Raw genomic sequence first — 25,478 nt, 5'->3', positions numbered from 1 at the left:
TGTGAAAAAACGACACGGGGCTTTAACCCGTAAATCGCAAAAGCAAAAGCCCGCCAAGTGAGCGGGCTTCCGATAGCATATGAAGGGCTGCATAGAGAAGGAGGCTGTCGTAAACGGTGGAGCTCACGCGCCTCTGCAGCATTCGGACATCACTTGTTGTTCTTGTTGATGTAGGCCGTAAGCAATTTGTACTGCTTGCTGTCTTTTTCGGCATAGTTCAGCGCCGTCTTTCCGGAAGCGTCTTGAAGGGAGGCATTTACCTTGTGCTGGTTCAGCAGCTTGTCGATGTAGAAGTCATTCTTGTGGATGACCGCCAGATGAAGCGGCGTCTGACCTTCGAAATTCGGCAGGTTGTAATCAAGCTCGCCGGCTTGGCCGTCCATCTGTACAAACGGGTCGTAAAGGGAAGGATCGCCGTCTAGAATCAAATAATGCAGCAGCCCGTTGCCGGTGGTTTCATCTTGCGAATACAGCCTCGCTTCACCGGCAGCGATAACGATATAAATCTTTTGCATATTCAATTCGCCGTTGACTTCGATCAGCTTGCCGAGGTTTTTCACCAAATGACGCTCGGGAGCAGGCGTTCCTTCAGACTCGGAAGGCGCAGACGGGCCGACCGGGATCGCCTCTCCATTCGAGGATTGGGGAATAATTCCGATCCCCTCGGCCCCGACGGAGCCGACTCGATACCCAAGCGCTTCCGAGAAGTCCCGCACGGGGACATACAGCTTGTTCTGTATGACTACCGGAGAATCCGACAGCCGGGCTTCCGATCCGTTGACCACAATTTTGGAATGGGATGGAAATGCCTTCAGGTAAACGGCGGCACCAACGGCCGTACCGGCTGTCAGCGCCACCCCGACGATCGCGCCGAGTGCAAAAGCAGGAACAGAAGAGAAGCGTTTTTTCATAATATCCTCCCATGATCGCATATGGACTTTTACTCCATTATATACCAATTCAGCGTTATCTCCATTGAATATTCGGATCCAATACGACGATTCTCTGCTCGTCCACAGCCCTTTTCAGCAGATCTTCCTTCAGCTGCTTCGCACTGGTTATGACGTCAGGCTGGTTTGTCTTCATTTCCGTCGTCAGTTTATTTATAAATCGTTCGATCGATAGCATGTCCCGATATTCCGGCGGGGAGTAATCTTCCCAGTACTGATCTTCGCTGATGCCCATCGCATCCAGCATGCGCATGTGCTGCTCTTGCACTTGTCCCGGCTGGCTCTCGAGCGTTTCCCGAAGCTGCCTTGCCCTCTGAGCCCCATCCTCCAGGCTTGCCGCAACGCCCTCTTCGTCAGCCAGCTGAAGCATCAATTCCTTTGCTGCCATTTCTTTAAGGAGCGTGGAGTCATCAGATAGGGGGGTGTCACTCTTAGTGAGGTTGACCTTGTAGGCGGTTAAATGTGTACGCGTGATGTAGGTGGCGCCGACTTGAATCAGCGCCTGACCGTCCAGGCTGTCGTTCATGCGGTGCTTCCCGCCTGAGCGATCGGAAGCATCGGTAAAGTACAGGATGGTGCTTATCGTCAGGACGCTTGCTATGGCGATGCTAAGGATGGCGATGAATTTACGGTTTAATTTCATGCAGTCATTCCTCCCGGCATGAATGTATGGAAGCTTCGATACTAATATAGACGTTTTATCAATCTGAAAGGTTCTACAAAAATATGAAAAAAACGCCTGGAAGCACAACATCAAAGTGCTTTCAGGCGCAGGCGGCCACCGTGATCGGACCGGCTTCGGGAGCGATGCTTATTTGCGAAGCAGGCGAGTCTTATGTGCGTAAATGATCGCTTTGTCTGCGAGAAATGCCGCGTAGAGCAGCAGGAAGACCGCATAGGGAAATCCGGTGCCGTCCAGGCTCGGAACGAGCCATTCGGCGGCAATGAAATACAGCAGCGTCAGCAGCACCGGCAGCTGCCGCTTCAGACGGTATTTCCAGACGGACCAGATGATGCCGGCGACCCCGGCAAACAGCATGACCAGACGGACTGCATCCAATGCGGATTGCACGATTTTCCTTGCTTCCTCGTTTCCGATGGCAGCCGCATATTTGGAGGTGCGGCCCGCAAATATGCTTCGGAACAGATGAACCAATGGATTGCCCTCGATGTATCTGGATTCCAGCCACAGCGCGGCGAGATTCCACGGACCGGACATATACCTCAATTTATTGAACAGAGGGATGTTCAGCCACCATGGAGACAAGATGAGCAGGTAGCCCGCGCTAATGAGAAGGATCCCCCCGGTTACGATCTTGACCGGACTGCGGTATTTGATCCAGAAGGCAATGAACAATACAGGATACAGCAGCGCCTGAAGGTTGTAGCAGGCCATAAGCGCCGTAAGCGCGCCGGCAGCCGCGTACCATCCCGCCTGCTTCAATTCAAGCGCTCCGATGACGGCGCAGACAAGAAGAAGCATCAAAGTCTGCATGGTCGTATCCGGCAGGATCAGGCGGACGGCGCCATAAGCCGGCCAGAATAGCGCATAGATCATGCAAGAGAGAAAAGCGATCCGCGTATTGAACATGTAGCGGGAGAGCACAAACACCAAGTAGACGGAAAATGCATGAAAGAAGCATTGGAGCAGCTGATAGCCGATCAGGGCAGCTTCCATGCTTCCGAATATGGCGGTAAATCCGGCAATCATAAGCGGCACACCGGGCATGACGCTGGAAGCATGCTCTTCCAGGTCTCCACCGGGGTGGCTGATCATGGCCGCACTTTGGATATACCGTTCTTCGATCACGCTGCTGATGCTGGGGGAGCGTTCATGAAGACCGGTCAGCACCAGCAGACATGACATCACCAGAACCGCCGCTATCAGTATCAGCAGCATCCTTCGCTGCACACGGTTTAAAGTCCATATGGAAAACAAAGGGTCCACTCCACTCTTCATATAATCTCTAGGGTTTAGATCAGAATACATACCCTTCTATATTAAAGAAAAAACGGGGAAATAAAAAGGCTCCGCCAAAACGGAGCCCATTAGTTCAAGTTACGCTGCAGTGATAAGGCCAATCCCATTTTTAAAAGCCGCTGTGATACTTATCGTCGCTGGATGAACGCTTCTTCGACGTGCCATCCCGCTGCTTTTCTTCCTGGCGCTCCAGCCTGGCGTCTTCCATCGGAATCGGGTCCACATGCTGCTCGCTCTCGAATTTGTCGAACAGGCTTTCTTGTTCCGTCGGATATTGTTCAGGGTGATCCATGTTGCCGGGACCATTGTGAAGCGGAAGATCCTTTTTCTTGTCAGCCACCGATCTCACCTCATTTAACGTTGTGATACTACCTTTATACCTTATTTGATGAAGTATCAAACATCCCAAGAGATGAGAAAGCAGAGGAGAGGTGGTCTTTAAGAGGTCTCCAGGCCGGCTGCAGGCTGCTGCTGCGCTTCGGCTTTGAGCCTTAAATAACGGATAAACAGCTCAACGAGCTCCGGATCGAACTGCGTGCCCGAGCAGCGGAGCAGCTCTTCAATCCCTTCCTCGAAAGTTTTCGTTTTCTGGTAAGGGCGTTCGGTTGTCATCGCGTCGAAGGAATCGATAATGGTCAGCATCCGGCACAGTTTGGGGATTTGGCTGCCCCTGAAGCCGTGAGGATAGCCGCCGCCGTCAAACCGTTCATGATGCAGTTCGATGTAAGGAACCAGTTCCTTGAACTTCTCGTTCGTTTCCGCGATGCGCTTGCCCCAGCTGACATGCCGTTTGACGGTTTCCCATTCGCCGGCTGTCAGCTTGTCCCGTTTGTTCAAGATTCCCCAAGGAATCTCCAGCTTGCCAATATCGTGAATGAGCGCCCCGAGCACAAAATTGCGCCGCTCCACGCTGTCAAGCCCAAGCACTTCGCTGATGTCCATGGCGTAGCGGAAGACCCGTTTGGAGTGCTTGAACGTATCCACGTCTTTATACAGGAACAGCTTCAGCTGCTGCTCGATGTCTCGGACGTCCTCCGCAAAGTCGATCTCGGATTCCTTTTCGACGCCGCTTCCATATACATGCACGTTGTTCTTGCCCTGCTTCTTGGCATAATACAGCGCTTGGTCGGCAAGCTCGACAAGCTGCGACTTGTCATGAATATCAATCCGGTACGAGGCAACGCCGGCAGAGAAGGAGAGACAGCCGGACGGAAAAATCTCGACACCGTCGAAATAGGTATCGTTCAGCTTTTTGCGGAGCCTGTTAATGAAGGAACGTGCCTTAAGGTCATCATAACCCGGCATCAGGATCGTGAACTCCTCGCCGCCGAAGCGGGAGGCCACCACCTCGGCCGTTTCGGATTCCACCTTGAGGTAATTGCCGAGAAATCCGAGCAGCATGTCGCCTTTCAAGTGTCCGAATTGATCATTGTATTTTTTGAAATCATCGATATCGATCATGGCCAGCGACAACGGCGTTTCATTGGTTTTGGCCTTCTTGATTTCGTCTTCCAGCAAATTTTCGAAATAGCTGTGATTGTATAATCCGGTTCGTTGATCCTTGATGGCTTTCTCTTGTACCTGTTTATACATCGTGAAGAGCTGCTTGAAGGAATAGGACAGCATCACGCTGAGACCTATAAACAGGGTTAGTCCGAAAACGCCGTTATGTACGATAAGTATGGAGAGAACCAGCGAAAGAATGAGTGTGCTGAGGTAAACAAGCAGTGTATCTTTCATGAAGGTTTTCAAAATATCATATAACGATCCCTTGTATAACAGGTAATAGTAGAAGCCGACAAGGAATACGTTGATAACAAAATAAACAACCAATGCTGCAACATACGCACCAAATTGATCATTGTGAATAGGGCCTGCTTGCCCGCCCGCCATTTTGAAAATGAAGGAGGACCCGACGATCATCACGGTATACACGGAGAAATTAACAAAATGCTTCCAGAAGGGGATTTTTCTGTCGTAAAGCGCCATGGCAAGGGAGACGAACAGGATGACGGACAGCGCGAACGGTGCTCCATAGATAAAAATGCATGCCAGGTAAACAGAGGAATCCATGGACTGTAAATTCCCCTCTGGCGGCAGCTGGAAGGTGAAGTAGTTTAAGATGAGGGCGGCGCCTAACATCGCATAGACCCATACCCACTGGGAAGGAGTATAGTGGAAGATTTCCCCTTGATGCACCAGCAGGAAGGTGGAACAGCCAAGAAGAGAAAGAAAAACAAAATACAGCTGTCCCGCAAAGCCTTGAGAGAACCTAGGACGCTTAAATATGGACATAAATGATTTCTCCTCAATAAAATCAATGGTGTATTCTCCACATTTTAAGGTATATTGCGATGCAAAACAACGAAAAAGATGTAAAAAAACAGGCTGAATTTTCCAGCCTGTTTCTTATGGAAGTCGATTATCCGAATCTGTAACCGGAAGTCAGAGCGACAACAACAGAAGCAACGATGATGGCATTCAATACGATGCGGGAATACTTGATTTTATCAGTTTTCTTCACAGTTCTCCCTCCTTTCCAGGTGGTATGATGTATGATCAATTTTGTGGTTCCACACGTTCATTGGTATCGGATTTCGGTCCTAATGCTTGCACGTTGGCGGTATTCTTTCCCACGGTCATCAGGTTGAAAATGTAGAGAAAGATGCCGACGTTCATGATGATATCTCCGATACTGATCACCTGTGTTCTTGGATACGGCGGGGATAACGGTATAATGTCACCCAGGAACGGAAGGCGGGTAGAGGCGTCCATCAGATAATGCTTGGTGATAACGGTGCTGTTGCTCAGCATGTCCACGTAATAAGGATCCAGAACGGAAGCGGCGCTCATCGATACGGGCATTCTGCCGCCGTTAACCGCCATGACGAGGAAATTGAGAAAGACGCCGGCCAGGATGCTGCCAAAGCCCTTCTGGTCCCGGTTCATCCAAAGGAAGATCATGCCGGCGACGTAGATGAACATAAACACGTAGCTGCTTGCGGATGCCAGCCAGTCGGAATTCGCTTGAAAACGGAATATGAGCAGCTGTACGATTAGGAGAATTGGGAAAATGATTCCGCCCTTCAGGCGGATCTTGCTGAATTGCTGCAGTCCGTGACGGAAACCGCCGCGTATCAGTCCGACAATTAACCCTAGTATAATGCCGTCAAATACCATGATAGAGTTCCTACTTTCATAGTTCGTTATCTCCGTAATAAGATAGTTCGACAGCGAATTGGTAATTCCTGCAACAATAATCAAAATTTATGGAAAAATTTCGGAGGGGAGTAAAAAGCTTGTCCCATCCTGTATAAATCTTATGATTCATGTACATTATAACAGATCAAAAGGATAAATCTTCCTACTTTTTTCGTGTTTCTGTTGCAGAAAGGAGCAAATTCGCCAACTTTACATACCTACGGGGGGTATAGTAAAGTGATATTGTACGACATTTTACGATAGGAGGGCGACAGCATGAAACAAGTGACATTGACGGTGGAAGGCATGTCCTGCAACCATTGCGTGAACTCGGTGGAAGGCGCGCTGAAGAGTGCGGGAGCTTCTGGCAAAGTCGATCTTGCATCCAATACGGTGGCCGTCGAATACGACGAAACCAAAGTCAGCCTCGACGCGTTGAAGGAAGCGATTGAAGAGCAGGGCTACGATATCGTGTCTTAACGACAGATTTCCTGCCATATTCCCTAGCCGCGAACTTTGGCTGAAATAAGAGCCGGCTGCTGAAGTCGATCGACAGCATGCCGGCTTTTTTGCGCTGCGGTCGCAGGCAACCAAGCTTGCACTACCCAAGCCGAAGTTTCATAATAAATGGAGCGATTCTTAAGAGCCTAAGGAGGAGATACCCGATGAATGACACGATTTCACTGCTGATGAACCATCGATCGATACGTAAATATTCGGATCGGCCCGTGTCCGAGGAACAGCTAAGGGCTGTCGTGGCAGCAGGCCAGATGGCATCAACCTCAAGCAACGTCCAGGCATACAGCGTGATTGCCGTGACCTCACCAGAGAAAAAGCAGCGATTGGCCGCTTTGGCGGGGAATCAGGCGTATATCGTGGAATGCCCGGTATTTCTAGTATGGTGCGCGGACCTGTATCGTTTGAAAAAAAGCGCAGAGGCGCATGTGGCGGATCAAGAGACGTACGAAGATTCGACCGAGAATTTCATCGTGGCCACGGTGGATGCCGCTTTGGCTGCGCAGAATGCCGCGATCGCGGCGGAATCGCTTGGTCTTGGCATTGTGTATATCGGCGGAGTCCGCAACTCCATTGCGGAGTTCTCCGAGGCATTGGAGCTCCCGGATTTGGTCTATCCGGTATTCGGCATGTGCCTCGGGTACCCGGATCAGGAGCCGGGGCTGCGTCCCCGGCTTCCGGTGGAGGCTGTCCTGCACCGTGACAGCTACGATCCGGCGGCCCTGGAAGAAGTGAAGAGTTACGACCGAATCTCTTCCGATTATTTGTCCAAACGGACCCATGGCAAGAACAGCGCTCCCTGGTCGGAGCTTATGGCCAAGCGACTGTCGGAGCCGGTCAGGCTGCACATGAAGGACTTCCTGAAGGGGAAGGGGTTTATGGGGCGTTAGGCATGAGTAGAGAGAGCGGGTACGTCGCTCTCGTAAAGCAATAGAGAGGGCTGGTACGGCTGCTCTCGTGGGAATACTCCAAAGGCACGCTTGTACATCGTGCGCACGGTGCGTCCAAGCTCTGACATGGAATGGAGGCGAGGGCGGCAGTGCTCCCTGTGCGCACGGTGCGTGTCCGGGGCATGCTGGTACGGCTCAGGCTATAGAAACTACGCCCGGCCGCGAAAGCCAAGCCCTGTCGCGGGATCGGTGGCGAGGGCGGGCAGTGCTCCGAAAGTTTGCCGTAGCTCGGAAGCCGCAAGCCGAAACGAGTTACGGCCCGGCCGCAGCAGTATCTATCGGACCTCAGATCCGGATAGCAGTACCGGACCTCAGATCCGGATAGCAGTACCGGACCTCAGATCCGGATAGCAGTACCGGACCTCAGATCCGTTATTTTCGCTATGGGCTCGTTTTTGCTCAATCTATCGGACACATGTTCCGTTAAGCAGCATATAATCCGAAAAATGAGAGCCTTATTCGGTGAATAGCGGACCTCATGTCCGCCAATATTCGAAAAATGGCGCTTTTGATCAAAATAAGGTCCGTTGAGTCCGCTAATGTGCAGCTATTTTGTACATCGTGCGCACTATTCCCTGTCCCTACGATGCGGGTTCGGGGCATGCTTGGATGGCTGGTCGGCGCTAGGCGTGCTGCAATGAACGACGCTGAACGTAAGTCACAACACAGGAAGCGTGCCGCGATGGACGACGCTTGAACGTAAGTCATAACACAGGAAGTGTGCAGCAATAGGGCGACGCTTGAGCGTAAGTCACAACACGGGAAGTGTGCCGTAATGTACGACGCTTGAACATAAGCCATAACACATAAAAGGGGCTGTCCCACAAGGTCATGAAGTACGGACCAAGGGACAGCCCCTTTTTCAGAGGGCTCCTTTTATATGAGATTAACTGATCAGGAAGACATGCCGATTCATTTGCCGATTCCCTGCTGGCGGTATTGACCTGGGGTGATCCCTTCCAGCTTCTTGAACATGCGATTGAAGTAGGGAGGCTGATATCCTGCGGCCTCCGCGATTTCATGAATGCGAAGATCCGTGGTCAGCAGCAATTCTTTGCAGCGGTTCATGCGCACGGTCGTCAGATAGTCCATATAATTCGTGCCCGTCATCTGTTTAAACGCTTTGCTCAGTTGGGATACGCTGACGCCGGCGTCCATGGCCATGGCATCCAGGGACAAGTCCTGCATCCCGTTCTGCTCGATTTGCTCCAGCACGTTTTCGACCAGCGATTTCATGGAGCTGTTGAAGTTCTTTGTCAGCTGATCGAGATAGGGCTCGATGATTTCTTTCTGGAACCAGTCCACGCAGGCCTTCGGATCGCGAAGCAGGGACAGCTGCTCCTGCAGGTTGGAGAAATCGTACACCTGGTACGGATTTAAGCCGGCCTGCAGCATGGAGCGGTGAACGCTCGTGATTAAACGCATAAGTCCATGGTGGACATGCCACTCCGAGCCGCCCCCGGCTTGAAGCGCCGTGACGAAGCGGCTTAGGGATCGCAGCGCGTCCCCTTGCAGCCCGAGGTTCAGGGTGTGTATGAAATCCTGCTCCAATTCCAGCGGAAAGTCGATCCAGTCGTTTTTCTGGGACAGCACCGTGTCCGCTTCCAGCAGTTGGCTGCCGGCATCGAAGGATCGGTAATGCAGCGCCCGCTTGGCCTGTTCCAAAATATGGGGAACATCGGTCCAGGTCGAGCTCGGCCCGCCCAGCACGATGGTTGCCGACATCCGCAGCGTATCGCGCAGGGCCCGCAGGATCTGATCGCACAGCAGCCTCATCATACGTGTCTGTTCGTCGGCTTTAGGAGAGGCCGGAACGATCAGGATGACGCCAAAGGAGCCGTCGAAGAAGTTGATGGGATGCATATAGGCGCTTACGTCCTCTGCCAGCTCTTGAATCACGTTCAAAGCGGCGTAGGTGAGAAGATGCTGATCGTTTTCCGTTAGCGGCGTCCGATCTTCCCCGTGGGTATGCTGCTGGAGAACGATCGCCGAGAACTGTTTTTTCGTGATGTCAAGCTCCATCTCTTGCAGCTTAAGCACGTACTCGGACTCCGTCAGGTGGGCAGCTTGCCCGCTCAAAAATTGATTGATATAAGCCTCCCTGATCGCGGGCAAGGATCGCTTCCATTGATTTTGAAGCGTGTCATGCGAGAACCGGTACTGCTTCCACTCGTGTTCAATATATTCGAGCTCATTATACCGCGATGTCTGTTTGGCCTGATCGCCGCCAATCATATGAAGCATCTTGCGGATTGGGTGATACATCCTCTTGGAGGCAAACCAGCTTGCGCCCAGGGATGCCGCGAGCGCAAAAGCAAAGCAGATCAGGATGATATGGGTATACGGCTTCGTCGGAGCGATGATCGTGGACTGCGGCGTGCCGGATACATAGGTCCAATTCCGCTGCATTTTTTCAAATTGGACGGTATTCACCAGCCACACATCCTGATCGACCGGAACCTTCATCCGCAGACGATTCGTACGCTTGGCATGCTCCGGAAGCTTCAGCTGTTCCTGGATCGCGCTCATCGCCTTCGGCATGCTGCGGCTCATGCCCGATTCCCCGATGATATGGCCTTGATCGTCGAGCAGGAACGATAGATTCTCGCTGTTGCGAATCACGTGCAGCTTCGACGGATCGATGTAGATGACGATCGCCCCGTAGGGCGTATGACCGTTGAAGGGAAGCCGCATGACGAGCGCGTGGGAAGATCTCCCCTTATTGAAAGGCCGCTCCAGGTCATGTACCCAGAACATGTCCGAATCTCCCTCCATGAGCCGGCCGAAGCCTAACGCATCCTGTTCCTGATCCAATGTCCGCAGCCCGAGATCGGGCTCCATGATTTTATTTTGCTTTTTGATGTAGAGATAGACCTGATCCACAAGGGGATCCGCATTTTCCACCAGGTTCAGCGTATTGAACAGCTCGTTCGTCTCCTCGATATTCGACACAAAGTCCATATCGGACAAGGAAGGCTTGAAATGGGGCTTCACCACCATATTGAGCGCGTAGTGGACCAGCTGGGTGAACTGCTCGTCCACTTGCCTCGCCGCGTCAACCAGGGCTTCCTCGTTCCGCTGCTGATATTGGTTGATCATATGCTGGTTACCCACGTATAGGTAAACAGCCGTAATGGCCGAGATGGGGAGGCATGTCATCAACACGGCGAGCACGATGCTTCTCCAATACATAACACCTTTGAAACCGGATTCAGGATTCTGTTGCCTCATAACACTAACCCCCTGTTGGCATAGACAAATCCAAGGCCTGATCGAAGAAAGCCGGGAAAATCATTAAATACTATCATAGCGAAAGAGGGGATTAGTTGAAAAGATCACATTTTCCTATTGATGCCGATGAACATGGCATTCCGGCACCAAGGAAAAAAAGTGCAATTCGAGGAAATGGATAATCCGAAACGCTTGGCAGGCAGGCATTTTTCCGTATTGTTCATCGAAGGGAGAAGGGAAGGGGCCGCGTCGGAAAAAAAGTGGAATTGCAGGCAATCCTGCAACCGTTTACATTGGGGATGCGTTCCGCGAACGGTAGGTTTGAATGAGACGACAAGGCTGAAAGTGAGGGAATATCGATGAAAGCACAAGAAACCGTTCAGTCGGCAAAAGGAAGCGGGAGCCCCCCTATTCCCGCGAAATCCAAAACGAAGTGGGGGCGGATCCGGTCGGATGTAGCACGCGACAAGTATTTATACATGCTGGCGTTGCCGGGTCTTATCTTTTTTATCATTTTCAAATACATTCCGATTACGAATCTCGTCATTGCTTTCCAGGAGTACTCGCCGTACTTCGGAGTGTTCGGGAGCCCTTGGGTAGGCTTCGAGCATTTCGCCCGGTTCTTCTCCAACGACGACTTCTGGATGCTGCTGCGCAATACGCTGGCGATTAGCTTCCTGGGCTTGATTTTCTTTTTCCCGGCGCCGATTATTTTAGCCTTGATGCTGAATGAAGTACGAAGCTCCTTCTATAAATGGACTATCCAATCGCTGGTGTATATCCCCCATTTTTTATCCTGGGTATTGATCTATGGGCTGACCTACCTCATGTTCTCGCAATCGGAAGGCTTGTTCAATAAGTGGCTCGTTACCATGGATTGGGGAACGGTCGATATTCTCTCCAATCCGAACTATTTCTGGGGCATGCTGACGGCACAATCCATCTGGAAGGAGGTCGGATGGGGGACCATCATCTTCCTCGCTGCCATCGCCGGAGTGGATCCGCAATTATACGAGGCAGCCGTCATGGATGGCGCAGGCCGTAGGAGACGGATATGGCATATTACCCTGCCCGCGATGCGTAACGTGATCCTGATCCTGTTGATCCTCCGCCTGGGAACGATCATGGATACCGGATTCGAACAGATCTATCTGATGATGAATGCGCCCGTCACCAATGTGGCCGAAGTGTTCGATACCTATGTATACCGGGTGGGGATAAGGCAGGGAGAATTCAGCTACAGTACGGCCATCGGGTTGTTCAAATCGATCGTCGGCGTCATCCTGGTGGTCTCGGCCAACCGATTGGCGAGGCGATACGGTCAAGAAAGCCTGTACTAGAGGCGGGCGAAGACAAGGAGGAGTAAAGCATGCATGAGAAAGGATGGAAAACCGGGCTCTTCGGCTTCGTAAACAACGGCCTGCTGCTGATCATCGGTTTGGCAACGATATTTCCGATTTACTATACCGTTATTCTGTCATTTACCGATCCGGTGGAGTACTATCAACGAAGCTTGATATTATGGCCGCGGGATTGGACGCTGGATGCTTACAAGCATTTACTGTCCAACGGGTTGTTTGTCACCTCGATTTCCATAAGCGTGTTCCTGGCCACGGTCGGCACGATGCTCAGTCTGCTCGTTACGGGGGGGATGGCTTACGCGGTGTCCCGAAAACGGCTTCGGTTTCGCAAGGCAATCATGATTATGGTGTTAATTACCTTTCTCTTCACGCCGGGGCTGGTTCCGCTGTATCTGGTCGTCCGAAATGTGGGACTCATCGACAGCGTCTGGTCGCTGATCCTGCCGAGTTTGACGAGCGCGTGGTATGTGCTGCTCATGAAGGGATTCTTCGACAGCATTCCGGACAGTCTGGAGGAAGCCGCGATGATCGACGGTTCCAATGATATCGGCGTGTTCTGGCGAATCATTCTGCCGTTGTCGCTGCCGGCGCTGGTGGCTTTCGGATTGTTCTTCGCGGTCGGCTATTGGAATACGTACTTCAACGCGCTGATGTTTATTAATGACCAGAAGATGTGGCCGCTGCAAGTGCTGCTCCAAAATATGCTGGTGGATCCCACGACAATGGGATCGGGAAGCGGCGGGGGATTTGCCTTCCAGGTGAACCGTCCGGTTCCGACGGAAACGTTGAAAATGGCAGCGGTCGTCATTGCTACCGTTCCAATCATGTTAGTGTATCCATTCCTGCAGAAGCACTTCGCCAAAGGGGCGATGGTGGGCTCCGTCAAGGAATGATCCGATATACGGTTTTCTTTTTCCAACATGGTCAGTCAGGGAAGAGGTATCATAAACAGGGAGGTCTAATGATGGAAAAAATGGATGCAAGGCCGAGCAAGTCGTTTTTAAAAATGTCGGGGGTGCTGCTCTTAGCAAGTTCGCTCTTGCTTAGCGCATGCGGCAGCCGCGGCGGGAGTCCCTCGAGCGGCAGCGAGAGCGGGACAGACAGCAGTGAACCTACAAGCATCACGATACAGACCTTGAATTATGCCACCGAATTCATAGACAACACCAATCCGCTTTGGAAAGAGCTGGAGAAACGCACCAATACCAAGCTGAATATTACGTGGCTGTCCCCATCCACGGCCGAAGAGAAAATCAATGTCATGCTTGCGTCCGGCGACCTTCCGGAGGTTACTTTCGTGGAGACGATGCAGAACCCGCAGCTGCAGAAGATGCTGAAGCAGGGAGTCTTCTGGGATCTGACCCCTTTTCTCAAAGACTACCCGAATTTAAATCGCGAAGAGCTGAAGGAAATGTGGGAAATCACCAAGGTGGACGGCAAGAACATCGTGATTCCGCGTTACTACCCAAGCTATGGGGGCGGGGTGTTCCCGATGATCCGCAAGGATTGGCTGGATGCCCTTCAGCTGGAAACGCCAAAAACGCTGGATGAGTTCCATAATGTGTTAAAAGCTTTCAAGGAACAGGATCCGAATGGTAACGGACAGGCGGATGAGATCCCGTATGCCGCTAATCCGAGCGCGCTCGCGTATATTTATAATATCTTTAATGAAACGCAAGGGGCTTGGAAGCTCCAGCCGGATAATACCCTGTCTCCGATTATTACGTCGGACGCGTCAAGGGAGGCCATGCTGTGGATCAAGCAGGCTTATGACGAGGGCCTGTTCCCCAAAGACTTTGCCATCATGAAGTTTTCCCAGGTGATGGATACGATGCGAAGCGCCAAGGCAGGGGTTGGCGGCATGTCCATGAACCATGCCTGGGTAACCGGGAAAGCCGTGAAGGACGTTGATCCCAAGGCGGATTTGATGCCGCTTGCTTACTTGGAGAATGCTAACGGGGTGAAGTATACGCCTTCAGGCTCCCCGTACTATGGCGTGTACCTCATTCCGAAGAAAGTGCCTGAGGCCAAAGTCAAGAAGATCCTCGAGTTCTTCGACTATGGCTACAGCCAAGATGGAAACGAGATGCTGACCTACGGAATCGAAGGCGTCCATTACAATCTGGAGAACGGAAAGAAGGTCGCAACGCCGCAGGCTGTCACCGATAAGACGGGGGATGGAAACCTGAACAATATGATTCACCTCGTCAGCGACGACATGGCCATCAATGCGGTAGGGATGCCGGACGAGGTGTATGAACGTAACGTAGAGATCGTTACGGAGCGCAAGACGGTTAAGGTGCCGAATCCTTCGGGCGAGCTATATTCGGAAGCTTATAACAAATACTATCCCGAGATTTCCAAGAAAGTAGAGGATATGCGGGTCATGGTCATCACCGGCAAGGAACCGGTTGAATCGTACGATAAATTGATCGAAACGATCAAGAGCGATCCGAAGATGAAGGAGATTACAGAGGAGATCTCGAAGGCGTATCAGGACAAATTTGTGAAATAACCGAAATCCAAACCACAATGCGAGTGAGCTCGCATTGTGGTTTTTTTGTTTCCTGGGATCTGTCCCTTTCGATTTTAGGCCCCTGATGTCTAACATCAAACATCCTATAATTTTACATTAAAGCATAAAATATTACATGAGGGGAGGACATAAAGTCATGAAAACGAAGGAAGGCATTAGGTTTGATATCGAGCAGGAAAGAAACAAGCTTCATAAGATGAAGCAGCGGTATCGTGATTTTAATCATCCTAAAGTCCTCAGGCAATCGATCGTGCTCGATGAACTGATTAACCAATATAACCGGTTCCTTAAAGAAAACAAACCGATTGCGTAACAACCGGCTTGAACGGAACGGGAATTCTTTTTTTATAGATCGTAAAGTCTAACCGCATTCTCGTAAAAAATCCTGCGAGCCTCGGAAACGGTCAGCCCGCGAAGCTCGGCCCATGCCGCCGCTGCTGAAGCCGTCATCTTGGGATGGGTCATCTGTCCGGTGAACGGGCCATCGAACGGCCAAGGGCCGTCGGTTTCGGTCATGACAAGATGCTCCGGATACATACGGGCAATATCGCGAATTTCATCCTCATAAAGAATGTCGGGCGTGAAGGAGATATAGCAGCCTTTATCCGCCATCCGTCGCAAGGTGTCACGGGAGCCCTTGAACCAATGGAAATGGGCGCGGGTGACGCCATATTTGTCGAGCAAATCACATGCGGTATCCGCATCTTCATATACAGCGTGCAGTATCACCGGTTTATGATGCCGCTTCGCAAATGCTATAATTTGCTCAAGCAGGCATTCGTAAGGGCGGTTATCCCACGGCCGGCCCTCCGTTTCGGCTTCCAGCCTGGCATAATAGGGCAGGCCGACCTCTCCGACGGCAATCATGTCGTCGACATGCTTATCCATCCAATCCAGCAGCTCTTCGGTTTCTTCAGGGGAAGGAACGGGCTGTTCCGGATGATAACCGAATGCCGGCCGCACCAACGGTCCGTACTCCCTGGCCAGCTCCAGGTTTCGCTTGCTGGAAGCCAGGTTCATGGAGACAGAGATGATGGACTGAACTTCGCTTTTGCGGATATCGGCAAGAATCGTTTGCTGATCGGAGAAGGCATAACGATCCAGATGAATATGGGTGTCCAGCAGAGGGAGATTCGTTTCAGTCTGCGTGAATGATTTCATCGTTACATCACCTCGCTTGTTCGCCTCCAAGAAGCGCTCTTGAATGATGGATACAGGAGCTTAACCATTTGTATCCTGCCTATGCGGCTCAACGCTTGTGCTGTTCTTCGCGCATGATGGCGGAGATTTCGGTTTTTAGCGCAATAAAGGACGGGTCGTTCAGGATGTTTTCCCTGCGCGGACGGGGAAAAGGAACCTCCACCCGTTTCAGGATCGTTCCCGGCCGCGCCGACAGGATATAGATGCTGTCCGAGAGCAGCAGCGCTTCCTCGATATGATGCGTAATCATCAGCACCGAACGGCGCGTATCCTCCCAGATATCGAGCAGCCAGCGCTGCATATCGCTGCGTGTCAGCGCGTCAAGCGCGCTGAACGGTTCGTCCAGACACATAACTTCCTGCGGACTCATCAGCGCGCGCAGAAAAGCGGCCCGCTGCTGCATCCCCCCTGAAAGGGTATGCGGATACGCCTTCTCGAAGCCGGCAAGTCCGGCCCGTTCCATCCAGCTGCGGGCATTTTCCCTGGCGGCGGTTTTCGAGGTGCCTCTCAGCTCCTCGGGAAGGAGCACGTTGTCCTCCACCGTACGCCAAGGGAAGAGGGCAGGCTGTTGAGGCATATAGGCGATGCGGCCTTTCTCCCCGGTCACGTCCTGACCGTCCATGAGGACGGAGCCCGCATCCGGAGCCGTTAACCCCCCGATGATATGGAAGAGCGTGCTCTTTCCGCTGCCTGAAGGACCGATCAAGGAGACGAATTCCCCGGGCTGCACCTGAAGCGAAAGGCCATCCAGCACGTGCACTTCGCTGCGCCGTTCGCGGAAGGTGATATGAAGGCTGCGAACCTCAAGGGCAGGCGCTGGCGGGACCGCGGTTGAGGACTGGCGGTGCCCGTCATGATCCGGCAGGGATACTTGATGTGTCATGTCGCTAAACAGCCTCCTTATTATATAGGTTGGAAAATGTCCGTTCACCGTAGTTTAACTTTTTCGATTCCAGCGGATCAGGCGCTTCTCCAGCAGGGTGATCAGCAGCACCATCAGCAGGCTGAGCAGGACGATGATCAGAATGGCAACAAACACCCGGTCCGTACGGTAGCCGGATTTTTGCAGCATCATATAGTAGCCGATGCCCCGGTCTGAGCCGATCCATTCCCCGATCACCGCACCCATGACCGAATAGGTGGCCGCGATGCGGATCCCGGAGAAGATGGAGGGGAGCGCATGCGGCAGCTCCAGCTTGGTGAAGATCTGCCATGAAGTGGCTCCCGCCATCTGCATGTAATTCATCATGGTTCGGTCGGTACGCGCCAGTCCGTCCAGGGCGGCAACGGCTACGGGGAAGAAGCAGACCAGGGTAATCACGATAACCTTGGGCAGCATGCCGAAGCCGAACCAAATCATAAGGAGCGGGGCGAGAGCGATCGTCGGCACGTTCTGGCTAAGAATAAGAAGCGGATAAAGGGCAGTTTTGAGAAAAGGCACCAGATGCAGGGCCAACGAGATGACAAGGCCGATCGCCGTACCGATCATAAATCCGACCAGGGTTAATTGCAGCGTGGCCAGCGTATGCTGAAAAAGGCCGGAGGCGCCGGTGGCGGCTTCATGCCCGATAGCCGTCGGCGCTGGCAAAATATACGGCTCTATATCGAATACCGATACCGCGGCCTGCCATACCGTCAAAAAGAAAAGGACCGCCGCAGCGGGCGGCCAAACGGAGCTCCACCAGCCTTTTCTCATGGACGGTATTTCTCAGTCAGCTTATCCATGCTGATGCCGCCCGGATGGTGCGCGATTTTGACCTGGGATATGACGCTGGGACTTCCTGCTTTCACCAGCGCCTCATGCATGCGCTCAACGATCTTCAACAACTCGGAAAGCTCCCCTTCCAAGGTGGTTTCGAGCGCATGGACCTCGTATTTCACGCCCGACTCCTGAATGACCCGGATCGCTTCATCCACATAAGGAATGCTGTCGCCTCCATCCGGCGTTCTGGGTATCACTTGTATGCTCAAGAGGGTGTTTGCCATCTAAACTCATCCTTTCATGCAAGCTATATTGTAATGGAAGAGAGGCAGCCTGCCGGACAGGCCGTCTCTCTTCCAAATTAAATGCATCCTATGGTTTCTCCGGTAAAAATTCATTGGTGAAGGCGCTGTCCGCATCGAGCTCCTTCTCGAGCAGCTTGCGTTCAAACATCCAGTCCGCATACCCCGACCATACTTCGGCTTTCTGCTCGCCCCAGCGGGCGGCATCATCCTGATAGCGGGGACTTAGCCATTTCTGGCTGGCAAGAACCAGCTCGGCATCCAGCTCGGGAACGGCCTTCGTCAGCAGGGCAGCCGCATCCTCAGGATGTTGAATCGCATAGTCGTACCCTTTTGAGGTCGCCCGCATGAATGCTTTGACAAGCTCCGGGTCCTCCTGGATCAGCTTCTCGTTCGTTACGATCACCGGCGTGTAATAGTCAAGCTGCTCGGAGTAGTCCTTCACATAGATCATGTCAAGCGGCTCGTTCCGGAGCTCGGCTTCGATACCGGTCCAGGCATAGAAGATCCAGGCAAAATCAATGTCGCGTTTGACGGCCGTAAAATAATCGGCATCGCCCATGTTAACCATATTTACTTTGCTGACATCGGCGCCGTCGATCTCCATGATGGATTTCATGACGGCTTCCTCAACAGGCGAGCCCCAGCCGCCGTAGGATTTCCCTTCAAAATCGCCAGCCTTGACGATCCCCTTGTCCTTGGGGGCGGCAAAGCCGGATGTATTATGCTGAATAATCGCCGCAATGGAGACGAGCGGCAGGCCTTGGGTTCTGGCAAGCGTGACGCCTTCCTGGTAGCTGATGCCAAACGGCACCTTGCCGGATGCGACCAGCGTATCCGTTCCGCCGGCTCCCGGCTGGACGATCTGGACGTTAAGCCCTTCTTCCTCATAATACCCGAGCTCCTTGGCTGCATACAGCCCGGTGTGGTTCGTGTTGGCCGACCAATCGAGCATCAGCTGTACGTCGCGGAGCTTTTCGGCCGCCTGGCCGTCTGCGCCCTCGGTACCTGTATTTTCGTTCTTTCCGCCTGTACCGCATCCGGCCGCAACCAACAGCAGGGCGCAAGCGAGAAGCAGCGCCATCCATTTTCCCTTCTTCATCGTGTCTTCTCTCCTTTGAATTCTCTTTCTATGACCTCGTTGACTCCACAAAAAAAGCGCCCTGAATGATATCAGGACGCATGACGGCGTAAGTGTATACCACGGCAAATCATAGCTGCCGCAAACATGGACTTCCTACGCTGGCATTACCCAGATCAGGTGTAAGGGTCAGTATCATCGGATACACTCTCAGCCGGCCTAATTCCAGCTCCCCCGGGATTTATGAAGTTTCGGACGTTACACCCGTTATTATAGTCCTAACGCAAAGACCTGTCTAGTTCGAAAGGGGATGCGAACGAGGCAGGTCTTCGTATTGGACATGGCTTGTGCGGTTGGAAGAATGAACCCTGTTAACCATTCACGGGATGAAGCATTTTGATATGAACCTGTTCGTCAGCGGTTAGCGCTGGAAGAACTCAATCCATTCTCCTTCGGGACCGTGGACGAAGAAATAGCGGTACCCGTTCGGAAGCGTTACGATTTCCTCGTCAAGATGAGGTACATCCAGTCCCTGAACGCGCGCATATTCCGCTTCGATGTTATCGGTGCTGACGGCGAAATGATGGACGGTGCCCTCTGCGGGAAGCGTGTCGCTGTAACCCTGGATAAGCTCGACTTCCGTTTCGTCGCTGCCGTTAAATCCGAGGAATGCCAGCTGGATGACGCCATTGGTATGGGTAAGGCGATCCTTCAGTTCAAGTCCGACGACGGTTGTGTAAAAAGCAATCGTGGCTTCAAGGTCCCGAACGACAATGCCGACATGATCCAATCGTTTCTGTGACAAGGCTAAACACCCTTTCCGATTCATATGAGATATGAATGAAATGTTATCACATAATTCCTATACGTCAAGTGGGTCTTGAGGACGGAAAGCTTTTGGAGCGCGATGGTTTAATAGAGTAGAATCGATGGTCTTTCTTTCATTTCCTCATCTTTACTTTTAGGTGGGTAAAAAGTATCATGAGAACTATAACTATTAATTCAAAAGACCTAACAAACAAGCGTTGAAGAAAGCTTGCCTTTTGGCCGAGGAGGAATGCTTATGAGTCCAAATCCAGCAGATCATCTGTGGATTCGACTCGCCATCATATATGCATTCATTCAGATAATGACGGTTCTGTGGATGCCTGATGCTTTATTGCTTCAGCGTGTTCTAGTCATTATGGCTTCCGCTGCCGCTTCCGTCTATTTACTACGGATCAGTCGGCATTACGAGCCGCATCTTCGAAGGTTTTGGCTTATGGTAAGTGCCGGGCTGATGGCGGATGCCTCGGCTCGAATCATCGATGCTTGTTATTTTTGGCTGGGGAAAGAGAGCGCTTTCCGGACAATTTTGACTCAATTATTCTGGGGATTCGAAATCATCCTGTTTGCAAGCTCCCTCATTTATCTGTTCCGCCACGTTCAAGGTTCGTTTCGGGGAGTGCGGTTTATGCTGGATATCGTGATCGTTGGCATAACGGTCATGACGGTAGGTTGGGAATATTTCATCAAGCCTGAGCTTAACGGTTTGGCGAATGAAGCCTTGTGGGGAAAGCTGTGGGTGGACATGCTGTATCCGCTGTGCGCAACGGTGCTTATTTTCTTCACCCTGGTATTGTATTTTAACACAGGGCAGTTAAGAAAACGGGCAGTTTTCCTGATATGCCTTGGCGGGAGCATGTACATTGCCGCCGATGTTCTGCATATGTATCTCGTCGATTATAAGCATGTTGAAGTTCGTTCATACCTGTATCCGCTTTATACGTTATCGGTATTCATCATTGGTTTGGCAGGAGGGCGGTCAGCTCCCGATGCCCGAAATCAATCGTTGGATGAGAGGGAGTCCCGTTCGTTCGGAAATCTGATCGTAAGATATCTGCTTCCCTACAGCGTGCTTGGCGGGATGTTTGCCCTTATGGTGCAGCGGTTCGGAGGATGGAACGGGCTTTTTACCGGCCTATCCCTCTGCGTCATCCTGATTCTGATCAGGCAGATCCTGATCCAGTTCGAGAATGACCGCTTGTTTGACCGGCTGCATCAAAGCTTGATGCAGAGCGAGACCTTGGCGCATCGCGACGATCTTACGGGACTCTGTAACCGCCGCTACTTTAACGCGAGGCTGTCGAGCTCGCTGCAGGAGGCGGACCGTGCGGGTTCCCGCGTAGGGCTGTTATATATGGATATGAACCGTTTTAAACGAGTCAATGACCGCTACGGCCATCGCGCCGGTGATTTGTTGATTCGTAAGGTCGCGACCCGTCTTCAAACCCTTGAATCCAAAGGCGTTCTGGTTTCCCGTTTAGGAGGGGACGAATTTACGGTAGTGATTCATCCGGCCGGCGAGGATCAGGAACTGATCTGGATGGCGGAAGAGATCTGGACGATGCTGAGCGAGCCGTATGAGCTGGAAGGGCATGAGGTCCGAACCACGCCGAGCATCGGCATCGCGGTCTATCCGGATCATGCCAGGAACGACCAGGAGCTGATCGGTCGCGCGGATGCGGCGATGTATGCGGCGAAAGAGCGAAACGCCCGCTGGCATTTCGATGTGGAGCGAACGATGCTGCTGCAGCTGTTGGATCAAAAAGTCGAATAGATAAAAGATTCGGGTATCGACAATGTGTTGTTAAGAGCAATATAAGTCGATTATTGTAGAATTTAGCGCACTCATTGCACGAATCTTGCGCATTTCTCGCAAAATAGGTCATAACTTCGATATAAAATCCATAAAATGCAAAGAAATCATATTCAAAATGCCGATAAGAAGCATAGTGAGAGCTAGCTTGCCAAGGAGGACGAACATGATTTGCGACAATTGCAGCACCTTTGAACCGATTGAGGACCAGGGGACCATTCATATGAAGCCTGCAAGTGGTGAGCTTATTCAATTGCTGGCAGTGAACGGCTACGCGGTACAAGAGAGCAATGAGGGTTGTGCTGTGAACTACAAGGTACGAGCGGACCTGATCTCCATTATCGAGTGTCTGCAACCCCTTCCGCTGAAGATTCGTCAAGAGCTGTCCTTCTGTGTTACCCGTGGAGGAGCTCCGCAAATCCGGCATTCGTGGATCCCTATGCAGAAGTTCGAACTGCAGATGGAGCATTATGATATGGTGAATGTCATTTTACATAAGCAGTTTACGAGCTACATGCAGCCCATCGTGGATCCAACCGAACAGATCGTGGCCTATGAATTTCTCCTTCGACCGGTAGAGTGGGGACTCCGGTTCCAGCCGTACGAGCTGTTTGAGACAGCCCGAAAAACCGGACTGCATTCATTCCTGGACCAGGCGGCACGAACCAGTGCGATTGAGACCAGTGCCGAGTGGCTTCCGATCGGAGTGAAGCGGTTCGTGAATTTCCTGCCGTCCTCGATATATGATGCGCAGATGTGTCTGAGCCACACCTTCAATACGATCGACAGGCTCCATCTGGATCCGAGGGATTTCGTATTCGAAGTGGTGGAAACCGAGAGAATCGACGATGTGAAGCATTTGCAATCGATATTCGAGGTTTATCGAAGCCACGGCATCTCGGTAGCGATGGATGACGTCGGCGCAGGTTATTCCACATTGGAGCAGATGATTAAGCTTAAGCCGGATTATGTGAAGATCGACCGGAGTCTTATCGACCATTGCGATCGAAATCCCGCCCAGCAGAAGCAGCTCGAAATGATCACGAACATGGCCCATGATTTTGGGGCCATGGTGCTTGCAGAAGGCATCGAGAGACGGGAGGAGTTTCATTTTTGCCGAGATATCGGGATCGAGCTTTCGCAGGGGTATCTGTTTGGGAAGCCAGCCGAACGCCCTCCGCGTGATCCTCATACTCAACTGATCTACTCATAACATACATAATCGGCAATTCCCCCGCACGGAGGCGCAAAGCGATGGCATTTATCTGATCCCGGCTTATGGCTGAAGCCGAACCTGCAGATGATGCCTGACATGGACGAAGACGGGTTCTTCAAGAATGAGCCATGATGTAGAGGAGCCCGTTTTCTGTAAAAACAAGAGCCCTGGAAGATTCTCCAGGGCTCTTGTTTTTGTATGGGCCGGCGCATTGAAGCTCCGGAACCTTTTATCTTGCAGCCGTTACCTCTCCCAATCCGCTAATGGCGTATTCCTTGCCGTTCACGTTCAGGACAGCAGGCGTATCCGTTTCGTTTACGATGAGGGTTTCATGGCCTTTAACGTTAACCTTCAGGCGGGATCCGCGGAACATCACCTTGAAGGAGAAGGAGGACCAATGACCCGGAATGAACGGGTTCAAATGCAATACGCCGTCCTTCACGCGCAGGCCGCCGAAGCCATGCACAACCGACATCCAGGTTCCCGCCATGCTGGTTGTATGACAGCCGTCCTCGGTATCGTTATTGTAGTTGTCCAGATCCAGGCGGGCTGTACGAAGGTACATCTCGTACGCCTTTTCCTGGTACCCGAGCTCGCAAGCGAGAATGGAGTGTACGCATGGCGAGAGGGAGGACTCGTGTACCGTGAACGGTTCATAGAAGTCGAAGTTGCGTTTTTTTGTAGCCAGATCGTACCGGTCCCCAAGGAAGAACAATCCTTGCAGCACGTCGGCCTGCTTAATGTACACCGAACGCAGAATGCGGTCCCAGGACCAGTTCTGGTTCAGCGGCAGGTGGGCAGGGTCCAATTCCTTCACCGGCACCAGCTCCTTGTTAAGGAAACCGTCCTGCTGCAGGAAAACGCCGAGTTCCTCGTCTATCGGGTAGTACATTTTGCTGATGATATCCTGCCATTTGGCCGTTTCCGCATCCTGCAGGGCAAGCTTCGCCGTAAGCTCGGCATAGCGGGAATTCTCATTCTCTTTCAAATACTCCAGCACGTCGAGCGTATATTCCATCGTCCAGCTGGCAATGCGGTTGGTATACCAGTTGTTGTTGACGTTGTTCTCGTACTCGTTCGGGCCGGTAACGCCCAGCATCATATACTGGTCCTTCGCCGGCACGTAATTCACGCGTTCTTCCCAGAAACGGGAGATTTCCACGAGCACTTCCAGGCCGTATTGGCCGAGGTAAGAGAAGTCGCCGGTATAGTTGACATAGTTATAGATGGCATAGGCAATCGCGCCGTTACGGTGGATTTCTTCAAACGTAATCTCCCACTCGTTATGGCATTCCTCGCCGTTCATCGTCACCATAGGATAGAGCGCCCCTTTGGTGAAGCCGAGCTTTCTGGCATTTTCCTTCGCCTTTTCCAGGTGCTTATAACGATAGATCAGCAGGTTGCGCGAGATGCTGGCATCGGCAGTGCTCAGATAGAACGGCAGGCAATAAGCCTCGGTATCCCAGTAGGTGCTGCCGCCGTATTTTTCCCCGGTAAAGCCCTTCGGCCCGATGTTCAGGCGGTCGTCTTCGCCGCTATAGGTTTGGTTCAGCTGAAAAATATTAAAGCGGATCGCTTGCTGGGCGGCCACATCGCCTTCGATGACGATATCGCTTTCCTTCCATTTGTCGCCCCAGGCATCGGCCTGCTCCTTCAGCAGCTGTTCAAATCCAATCTCCACCGCCGGTTCCAACACAGCACGCGCAGCATCCACCAACTCGCCGAATCCATGATTGCGGGAAGTGACGTTGGCCACGTATTTATAGATGGTGACGGCTTCGCCTTCGGATACGGGTACGCTTACGCGGTTCGCGGCATATTTCTCTTTTTCGATCAGCTCGGCTTGAAGATCCAGCTTCGTCCCGTTCTTAACAAGGCAATAAGACATGGCGGACGTAACATGGAAATCGAGTTTTTTGGTTTTTACGGTTAATGCGGCCGACCCTTGAGCGGCTTCCTTGAATACCTCCAGCCAGAACTTCTCGTCATAGTTGGAGTCTTTGTTCTTCACATCGCCATCGAGATAAGGCGTAACCGTAAGCTCTCCAGCAAAATTAAGCGGCGTTACGGCATATCGGATGGCACCGATCTCGTGGCGTACAATGCTGACAAAGCGAACCGCCTCGACCTGGAGTTCCTTGCCGTCTTCCGTGACAGCGGTGAAGCGGCGGGAGAGGAAGCCTTCCTTCATATTCAGCTCGCGCACAAAATCCTTCACCGTGCATTTGGCCAAATCCAGCGGCGTGCCGTCGATTTCAATGCCGATGCCGATCCAGTTGGTGCTGTTCAGCACTTTGGCAAAATATTCGGGATAACCGTTTTTCCACCAGCCAACGCGGGTTTTATCCGGATAATACACCCCGGCCATATAACTGCCCTGCAGGGAGGAACCGCTGTAGGACTCCTCAAAGTTGGCGCGTTGGCCCATGAATCCGTTACCGATACTGAAGATACTCTCAGAGATTTCATGCGTGTGAGGATCAAAGCCCTCTTCAATAATTGACCATTCATCAAGCTTTAAATATTGTTTCACAATCATCGGCTCCTTTAGGTTTAGGAAAAATGGTTGCATATCTATATGGGATGATGCTGCTGAATGCTGTTAACGCATGT

At 52.0% G+C, this 25,478-nt stretch carries 23 protein-coding genes and 1 riboswitch; of the genes, 9 read left to right on the top strand and 14 right to left on the bottom strand.

Annotated elements, in window-relative coordinates:
• Window positions 1–149: 149 nt before the first annotated feature.
• From BMX45_RS13290 to BMX45_RS13265, 6 genes are all read right to left on the bottom strand, one after another.
• A complete protein-coding gene (locus BMX45_RS13290) occupies window positions 150–911 on the bottom strand; it encodes a stalk domain-containing protein (RefSeq protein WP_090910406.1) in 762 nt (253 codons plus the stop codon).
• A 55-nt stretch (window positions 912–966) separates the two neighbouring features.
• Window positions 967–1,593: a phage tail tape measure protein gene (locus BMX45_RS13285; protein WP_090910074.1), complete on the bottom strand. Its 627-nt coding sequence runs from the start codon at window positions 1,591–1,593 to the stop codon at window positions 967–969.
• Between the two features lie 168 nt (window positions 1,594–1,761).
• Complete coding sequence (locus tag BMX45_RS13280) at window positions 1,762–2,850, bottom strand: ArnT family glycosyltransferase (protein WP_254778062.1); 1,089 nt, start codon at window positions 2,848–2,850, stop codon at window positions 1,762–1,764.
• A gap of 190 nt (window positions 2,851–3,040) precedes the next feature.
• On the bottom strand, window positions 3,041–3,271 hold the full coding sequence (locus BMX45_RS13275) for a hypothetical protein (RefSeq protein WP_009594140.1): 231 nt from the start codon (window positions 3,269–3,271) through the stop codon (window positions 3,041–3,043).
• Between the two features lie 98 nt (window positions 3,272–3,369).
• On the bottom strand, window positions 3,370–5,226 hold the full coding sequence (locus BMX45_RS13270) for a bifunctional diguanylate cyclase/phosphohydrolase (RefSeq protein WP_090910072.1): 1,857 nt from the start codon (window positions 5,224–5,226) through the stop codon (window positions 3,370–3,372).
• A gap of 264 nt (window positions 5,227–5,490) precedes the next feature.
• Complete coding sequence (locus tag BMX45_RS13265; RefSeq protein WP_090910071.1) at window positions 5,491–6,111, bottom strand: DUF5317 domain-containing protein; 621 nt, start codon at window positions 6,109–6,111, stop codon at window positions 5,491–5,493.
• Window positions 6,112–6,408: 297 nt separating this feature from the next.
• Between BMX45_RS13265 and BMX45_RS13260 the strand changes: the two genes are divergently transcribed.
• Both BMX45_RS13260 and nfsA read left to right on the top strand, forming a co-directional pair.
• Window positions 6,409–6,612, top strand: coding sequence for a cation transporter (locus BMX45_RS13260; RefSeq protein WP_009594149.1), 204 nt, complete (start codon window positions 6,409–6,411; stop codon window positions 6,610–6,612).
• Between the two features lie 185 nt (window positions 6,613–6,797).
• Window positions 6,798–7,538: an oxygen-insensitive NADPH nitroreductase gene (gene nfsA, locus BMX45_RS13255; RefSeq protein WP_090910070.1), complete on the top strand. Its 741-nt coding sequence runs from the start codon at window positions 6,798–6,800 to the stop codon at window positions 7,536–7,538.
• 972 nt (window positions 7,539–8,510) lie between these two features.
• On the opposite strand, the gene BMX45_RS13250 is transcribed toward nfsA, so the two are convergent.
• Window positions 8,511–10,829, bottom strand: coding sequence for a helix-turn-helix domain-containing protein (locus BMX45_RS13250; RefSeq protein ID WP_090910069.1), 2,319 nt, complete (start codon window positions 10,827–10,829; stop codon window positions 8,511–8,513).
• A gap of 120 nt (window positions 10,830–10,949) precedes the next feature.
• On the opposite strand from BMX45_RS13250, the gene BMX45_RS31300 reads away from it, so the two are divergent.
• The 5 genes from BMX45_RS31300 to BMX45_RS13225 all read left to right on the top strand — a co-directional run bounded on the left by BMX45_RS31300 (window position 10,950) and on the right by BMX45_RS13225 (window position 15,039).
• Window positions 10,950–11,192 (top strand): hypothetical protein, encoded by a 243-nt coding sequence (locus tag BMX45_RS31300; RefSeq protein WP_090910068.1) that lies wholly within the window; start codon window positions 10,950–10,952, stop codon window positions 11,190–11,192.
• The gene (locus BMX45_RS13240; RefSeq protein WP_090910067.1) at window positions 11,189–12,169 is read left to right on the top strand and encodes an ABC transporter permease; all 981 of its coding nucleotides are present in this window, start codon (window positions 11,189–11,191) and stop codon (window positions 12,167–12,169) included. Before BMX45_RS31300 ends, BMX45_RS13240 begins: the two co-directional genes overlap by 4 nt.
• Before the next feature lie 29 nt (window positions 12,170–12,198).
• The gene (locus BMX45_RS13235; RefSeq protein WP_009594160.1) at window positions 12,199–13,083 is read left to right on the top strand and encodes a carbohydrate ABC transporter permease; all 885 of its coding nucleotides are present in this window, start codon (window positions 12,199–12,201) and stop codon (window positions 13,081–13,083) included.
• 68 nt (window positions 13,084–13,151) lie between these two features.
• Complete coding sequence (locus BMX45_RS13230; protein ID WP_090910066.1) at window positions 13,152–14,705, top strand: extracellular solute-binding protein; 1,554 nt, start codon at window positions 13,152–13,154, stop codon at window positions 14,703–14,705.
• Between the two features lie 157 nt (window positions 14,706–14,862).
• Window positions 14,863–15,039 carry an aspartyl-phosphate phosphatase Spo0E family protein gene (locus BMX45_RS13225; protein WP_009594144.1) on the top strand — a complete coding sequence of 59 codons (177 nt, stop codon included), beginning with the start codon at window positions 14,863–14,865 and terminating at the stop codon, window positions 15,037–15,039.
• Between the two features lie 32 nt (window positions 15,040–15,071).
• On the opposite strand, the gene BMX45_RS13220 is transcribed toward BMX45_RS13225, so the two are convergent.
• The 6 genes from BMX45_RS13220 to BMX45_RS13195 form a co-directional block, all read right to left on the bottom strand.
• The gene (locus BMX45_RS13220) at window positions 15,072–15,887 is read right to left on the bottom strand and encodes a TatD family hydrolase (RefSeq protein ID WP_090910065.1); all 816 of its coding nucleotides are present in this window, start codon (window positions 15,885–15,887) and stop codon (window positions 15,072–15,074) included.
• Between the two features lie 88 nt (window positions 15,888–15,975).
• Window positions 15,976–16,809 carry an ABC transporter ATP-binding protein gene (locus tag BMX45_RS13215; RefSeq protein WP_090910064.1) on the bottom strand — a complete coding sequence of 278 codons (834 nt, stop codon included), beginning with the start codon at window positions 16,807–16,809 and terminating at the stop codon, window positions 15,976–15,978.
• Window positions 16,810–16,863: 54 nt separating this feature from the next.
• The gene (locus tag BMX45_RS13210; RefSeq protein WP_090910063.1) at window positions 16,864–17,622 is read right to left on the bottom strand and encodes an ABC transporter permease; all 759 of its coding nucleotides are present in this window, start codon (window positions 17,620–17,622) and stop codon (window positions 16,864–16,866) included.
• Window positions 17,619–17,912: an MTH1187 family thiamine-binding protein gene (locus BMX45_RS13205; RefSeq protein ID WP_009594139.1), complete on the bottom strand. Its 294-nt coding sequence runs from the start codon at window positions 17,910–17,912 to the stop codon at window positions 17,619–17,621. The genes BMX45_RS13210 and BMX45_RS13205 overlap by 4 nt, the downstream gene beginning before the upstream one ends.
• Window positions 17,913–18,000: 88 nt before the next feature.
• Window positions 18,001–19,032 (bottom strand): ABC transporter substrate-binding protein, encoded by a 1,032-nt coding sequence (locus BMX45_RS13200; protein ID WP_090910062.1) that lies wholly within the window; start codon window positions 19,030–19,032, stop codon window positions 18,001–18,003.
• A gap of 115 nt (window positions 19,033–19,147) precedes the next feature.
• Window positions 19,148–19,257, bottom strand: a riboswitch (TPP riboswitch).
• Window positions 19,258–19,432: 175 nt separating this feature from the next.
• Complete coding sequence (locus BMX45_RS13195) at window positions 19,433–19,816, bottom strand: VOC family protein (RefSeq protein ID WP_302847903.1); 384 nt, start codon at window positions 19,814–19,816, stop codon at window positions 19,433–19,435.
• A gap of 258 nt (window positions 19,817–20,074) precedes the next feature.
• Between BMX45_RS13195 and BMX45_RS13190 the strand changes: the two genes are divergently transcribed.
• Together BMX45_RS13190 and BMX45_RS13185 are read left to right on the top strand one after the other, a co-directional pair.
• On the top strand, window positions 20,075–21,610 hold the full coding sequence (locus tag BMX45_RS13190) for a GGDEF domain-containing protein (RefSeq protein WP_090910060.1): 1,536 nt from the start codon (window positions 20,075–20,077) through the stop codon (window positions 21,608–21,610).
• 205 nt (window positions 21,611–21,815) lie between these two features.
• Window positions 21,816–22,862 carry an EAL domain-containing protein gene (locus BMX45_RS13185; protein WP_090910059.1) on the top strand — a complete coding sequence of 349 codons (1,047 nt, stop codon included), beginning with the start codon at window positions 21,816–21,818 and terminating at the stop codon, window positions 22,860–22,862.
• A gap of 232 nt (window positions 22,863–23,094) precedes the next feature.
• Here the strand turns inward: BMX45_RS13185 and BMX45_RS13180 are convergent, their stop codons facing one another.
• Window positions 23,095–25,398, bottom strand: coding sequence for a glycoside hydrolase family 65 protein (locus BMX45_RS13180; RefSeq protein WP_090910405.1), 2,304 nt, complete (start codon window positions 25,396–25,398; stop codon window positions 23,095–23,097).
• Window positions 25,399–25,478 lie beyond the last annotated feature (80 nt).

Origin of the sequence: Paenibacillus sp. cl141a (assembly GCF_900109305.1) — a bacterium.
Classification (GTDB): Bacteria; Bacillota; Bacilli; order Paenibacillales; family Paenibacillaceae; genus Paenibacillus_AQ; species Paenibacillus_AQ lautus_A.
This window is presented reverse-complemented; position numbering and strand designations above follow the sequence as displayed.

Excerpts from the sequence above, each read along its gene's own strand:
- BMX45_RS13290 (WP_090910406.1), bottom strand. The coding sequence starts at position 911 with ATGAAAAAACGCTTCTCTTCTGTTCCTGCTTTTGCACTCGGCGCGATC.
- BMX45_RS13285 (WP_090910074.1), bottom strand. The coding sequence starts at position 1,593 with ATGAAATTAAACCGTAAATTCATCGCCATCCTTAGCATCGCCATAGCA.
- BMX45_RS13280 (WP_254778062.1), bottom strand. The coding sequence starts at position 2,850 with ATGCTGCTGATACTGATAGCGGCGGTTCTGGTGATGTCATGTCTGCTG.
- BMX45_RS13270 (WP_090910072.1), bottom strand. The coding sequence starts at position 5,226 with ATGTCCATATTTAAGCGTCCTAGGTTCTCTCAAGGCTTTGCGGGACAG.
- BMX45_RS13265 (WP_090910071.1), bottom strand. The coding sequence starts at position 6,111 with ATGGTATTTGACGGCATTATACTAGGGTTAATTGTCGGACTGATACGC.
- BMX45_RS13260 (WP_009594149.1), top strand. The coding sequence starts at position 6,409 with ATGAAACAAGTGACATTGACGGTGGAAGGCATGTCCTGCAACCATTGC.
- nfsA (WP_090910070.1), top strand. The coding sequence starts at position 6,798 with ATGAATGACACGATTTCACTGCTGATGAACCATCGATCGATACGTAAA.
- BMX45_RS13250 (WP_090910069.1), bottom strand. The coding sequence starts at position 10,829 with ATGAGGCAACAGAATCCTGAATCCGGTTTCAAAGGTGTTATGTATTGG.
- BMX45_RS31300 (WP_090910068.1), top strand. The coding sequence starts at position 10,950 with ATGCCGATGAACATGGCATTCCGGCACCAAGGAAAAAAAGTGCAATTC.
- BMX45_RS13240 (WP_090910067.1), top strand. The coding sequence starts at position 11,189 with ATGAAAGCACAAGAAACCGTTCAGTCGGCAAAAGGAAGCGGGAGCCCC.
- BMX45_RS13235 (WP_009594160.1), top strand. The coding sequence starts at position 12,199 with ATGCATGAGAAAGGATGGAAAACCGGGCTCTTCGGCTTCGTAAACAAC.
- BMX45_RS13230 (WP_090910066.1), top strand. The coding sequence starts at position 13,152 with ATGATGGAAAAAATGGATGCAAGGCCGAGCAAGTCGTTTTTAAAAATG.
- BMX45_RS13225 (WP_009594144.1), top strand. The coding sequence starts at position 14,863 with ATGAAAACGAAGGAAGGCATTAGGTTTGATATCGAGCAGGAAAGAAAC.
- BMX45_RS13220 (WP_090910065.1), bottom strand. The coding sequence starts at position 15,887 with ATGAAATCATTCACGCAGACTGAAACGAATCTCCCTCTGCTGGACACC.
- BMX45_RS13215 (WP_090910064.1), bottom strand. The coding sequence starts at position 16,809 with ATGACACATCAAGTATCCCTGCCGGATCATGACGGGCACCGCCAGTCC.
- BMX45_RS13210 (WP_090910063.1), bottom strand. The coding sequence starts at position 17,622 with ATGAGAAAAGGCTGGTGGAGCTCCGTTTGGCCGCCCGCTGCGGCGGTC.
- BMX45_RS13205 (WP_009594139.1), bottom strand. The coding sequence starts at position 17,912 with ATGGCAAACACCCTCTTGAGCATACAAGTGATACCCAGAACGCCGGAT.
- BMX45_RS13200 (WP_090910062.1), bottom strand. The coding sequence starts at position 19,032 with ATGAAGAAGGGAAAATGGATGGCGCTGCTTCTCGCTTGCGCCCTGCTG.
- BMX45_RS13190 (WP_090910060.1), top strand. The coding sequence starts at position 20,075 with ATGAGTCCAAATCCAGCAGATCATCTGTGGATTCGACTCGCCATCATA.
- BMX45_RS13185 (WP_090910059.1), top strand. The coding sequence starts at position 21,816 with ATGATTTGCGACAATTGCAGCACCTTTGAACCGATTGAGGACCAGGGG.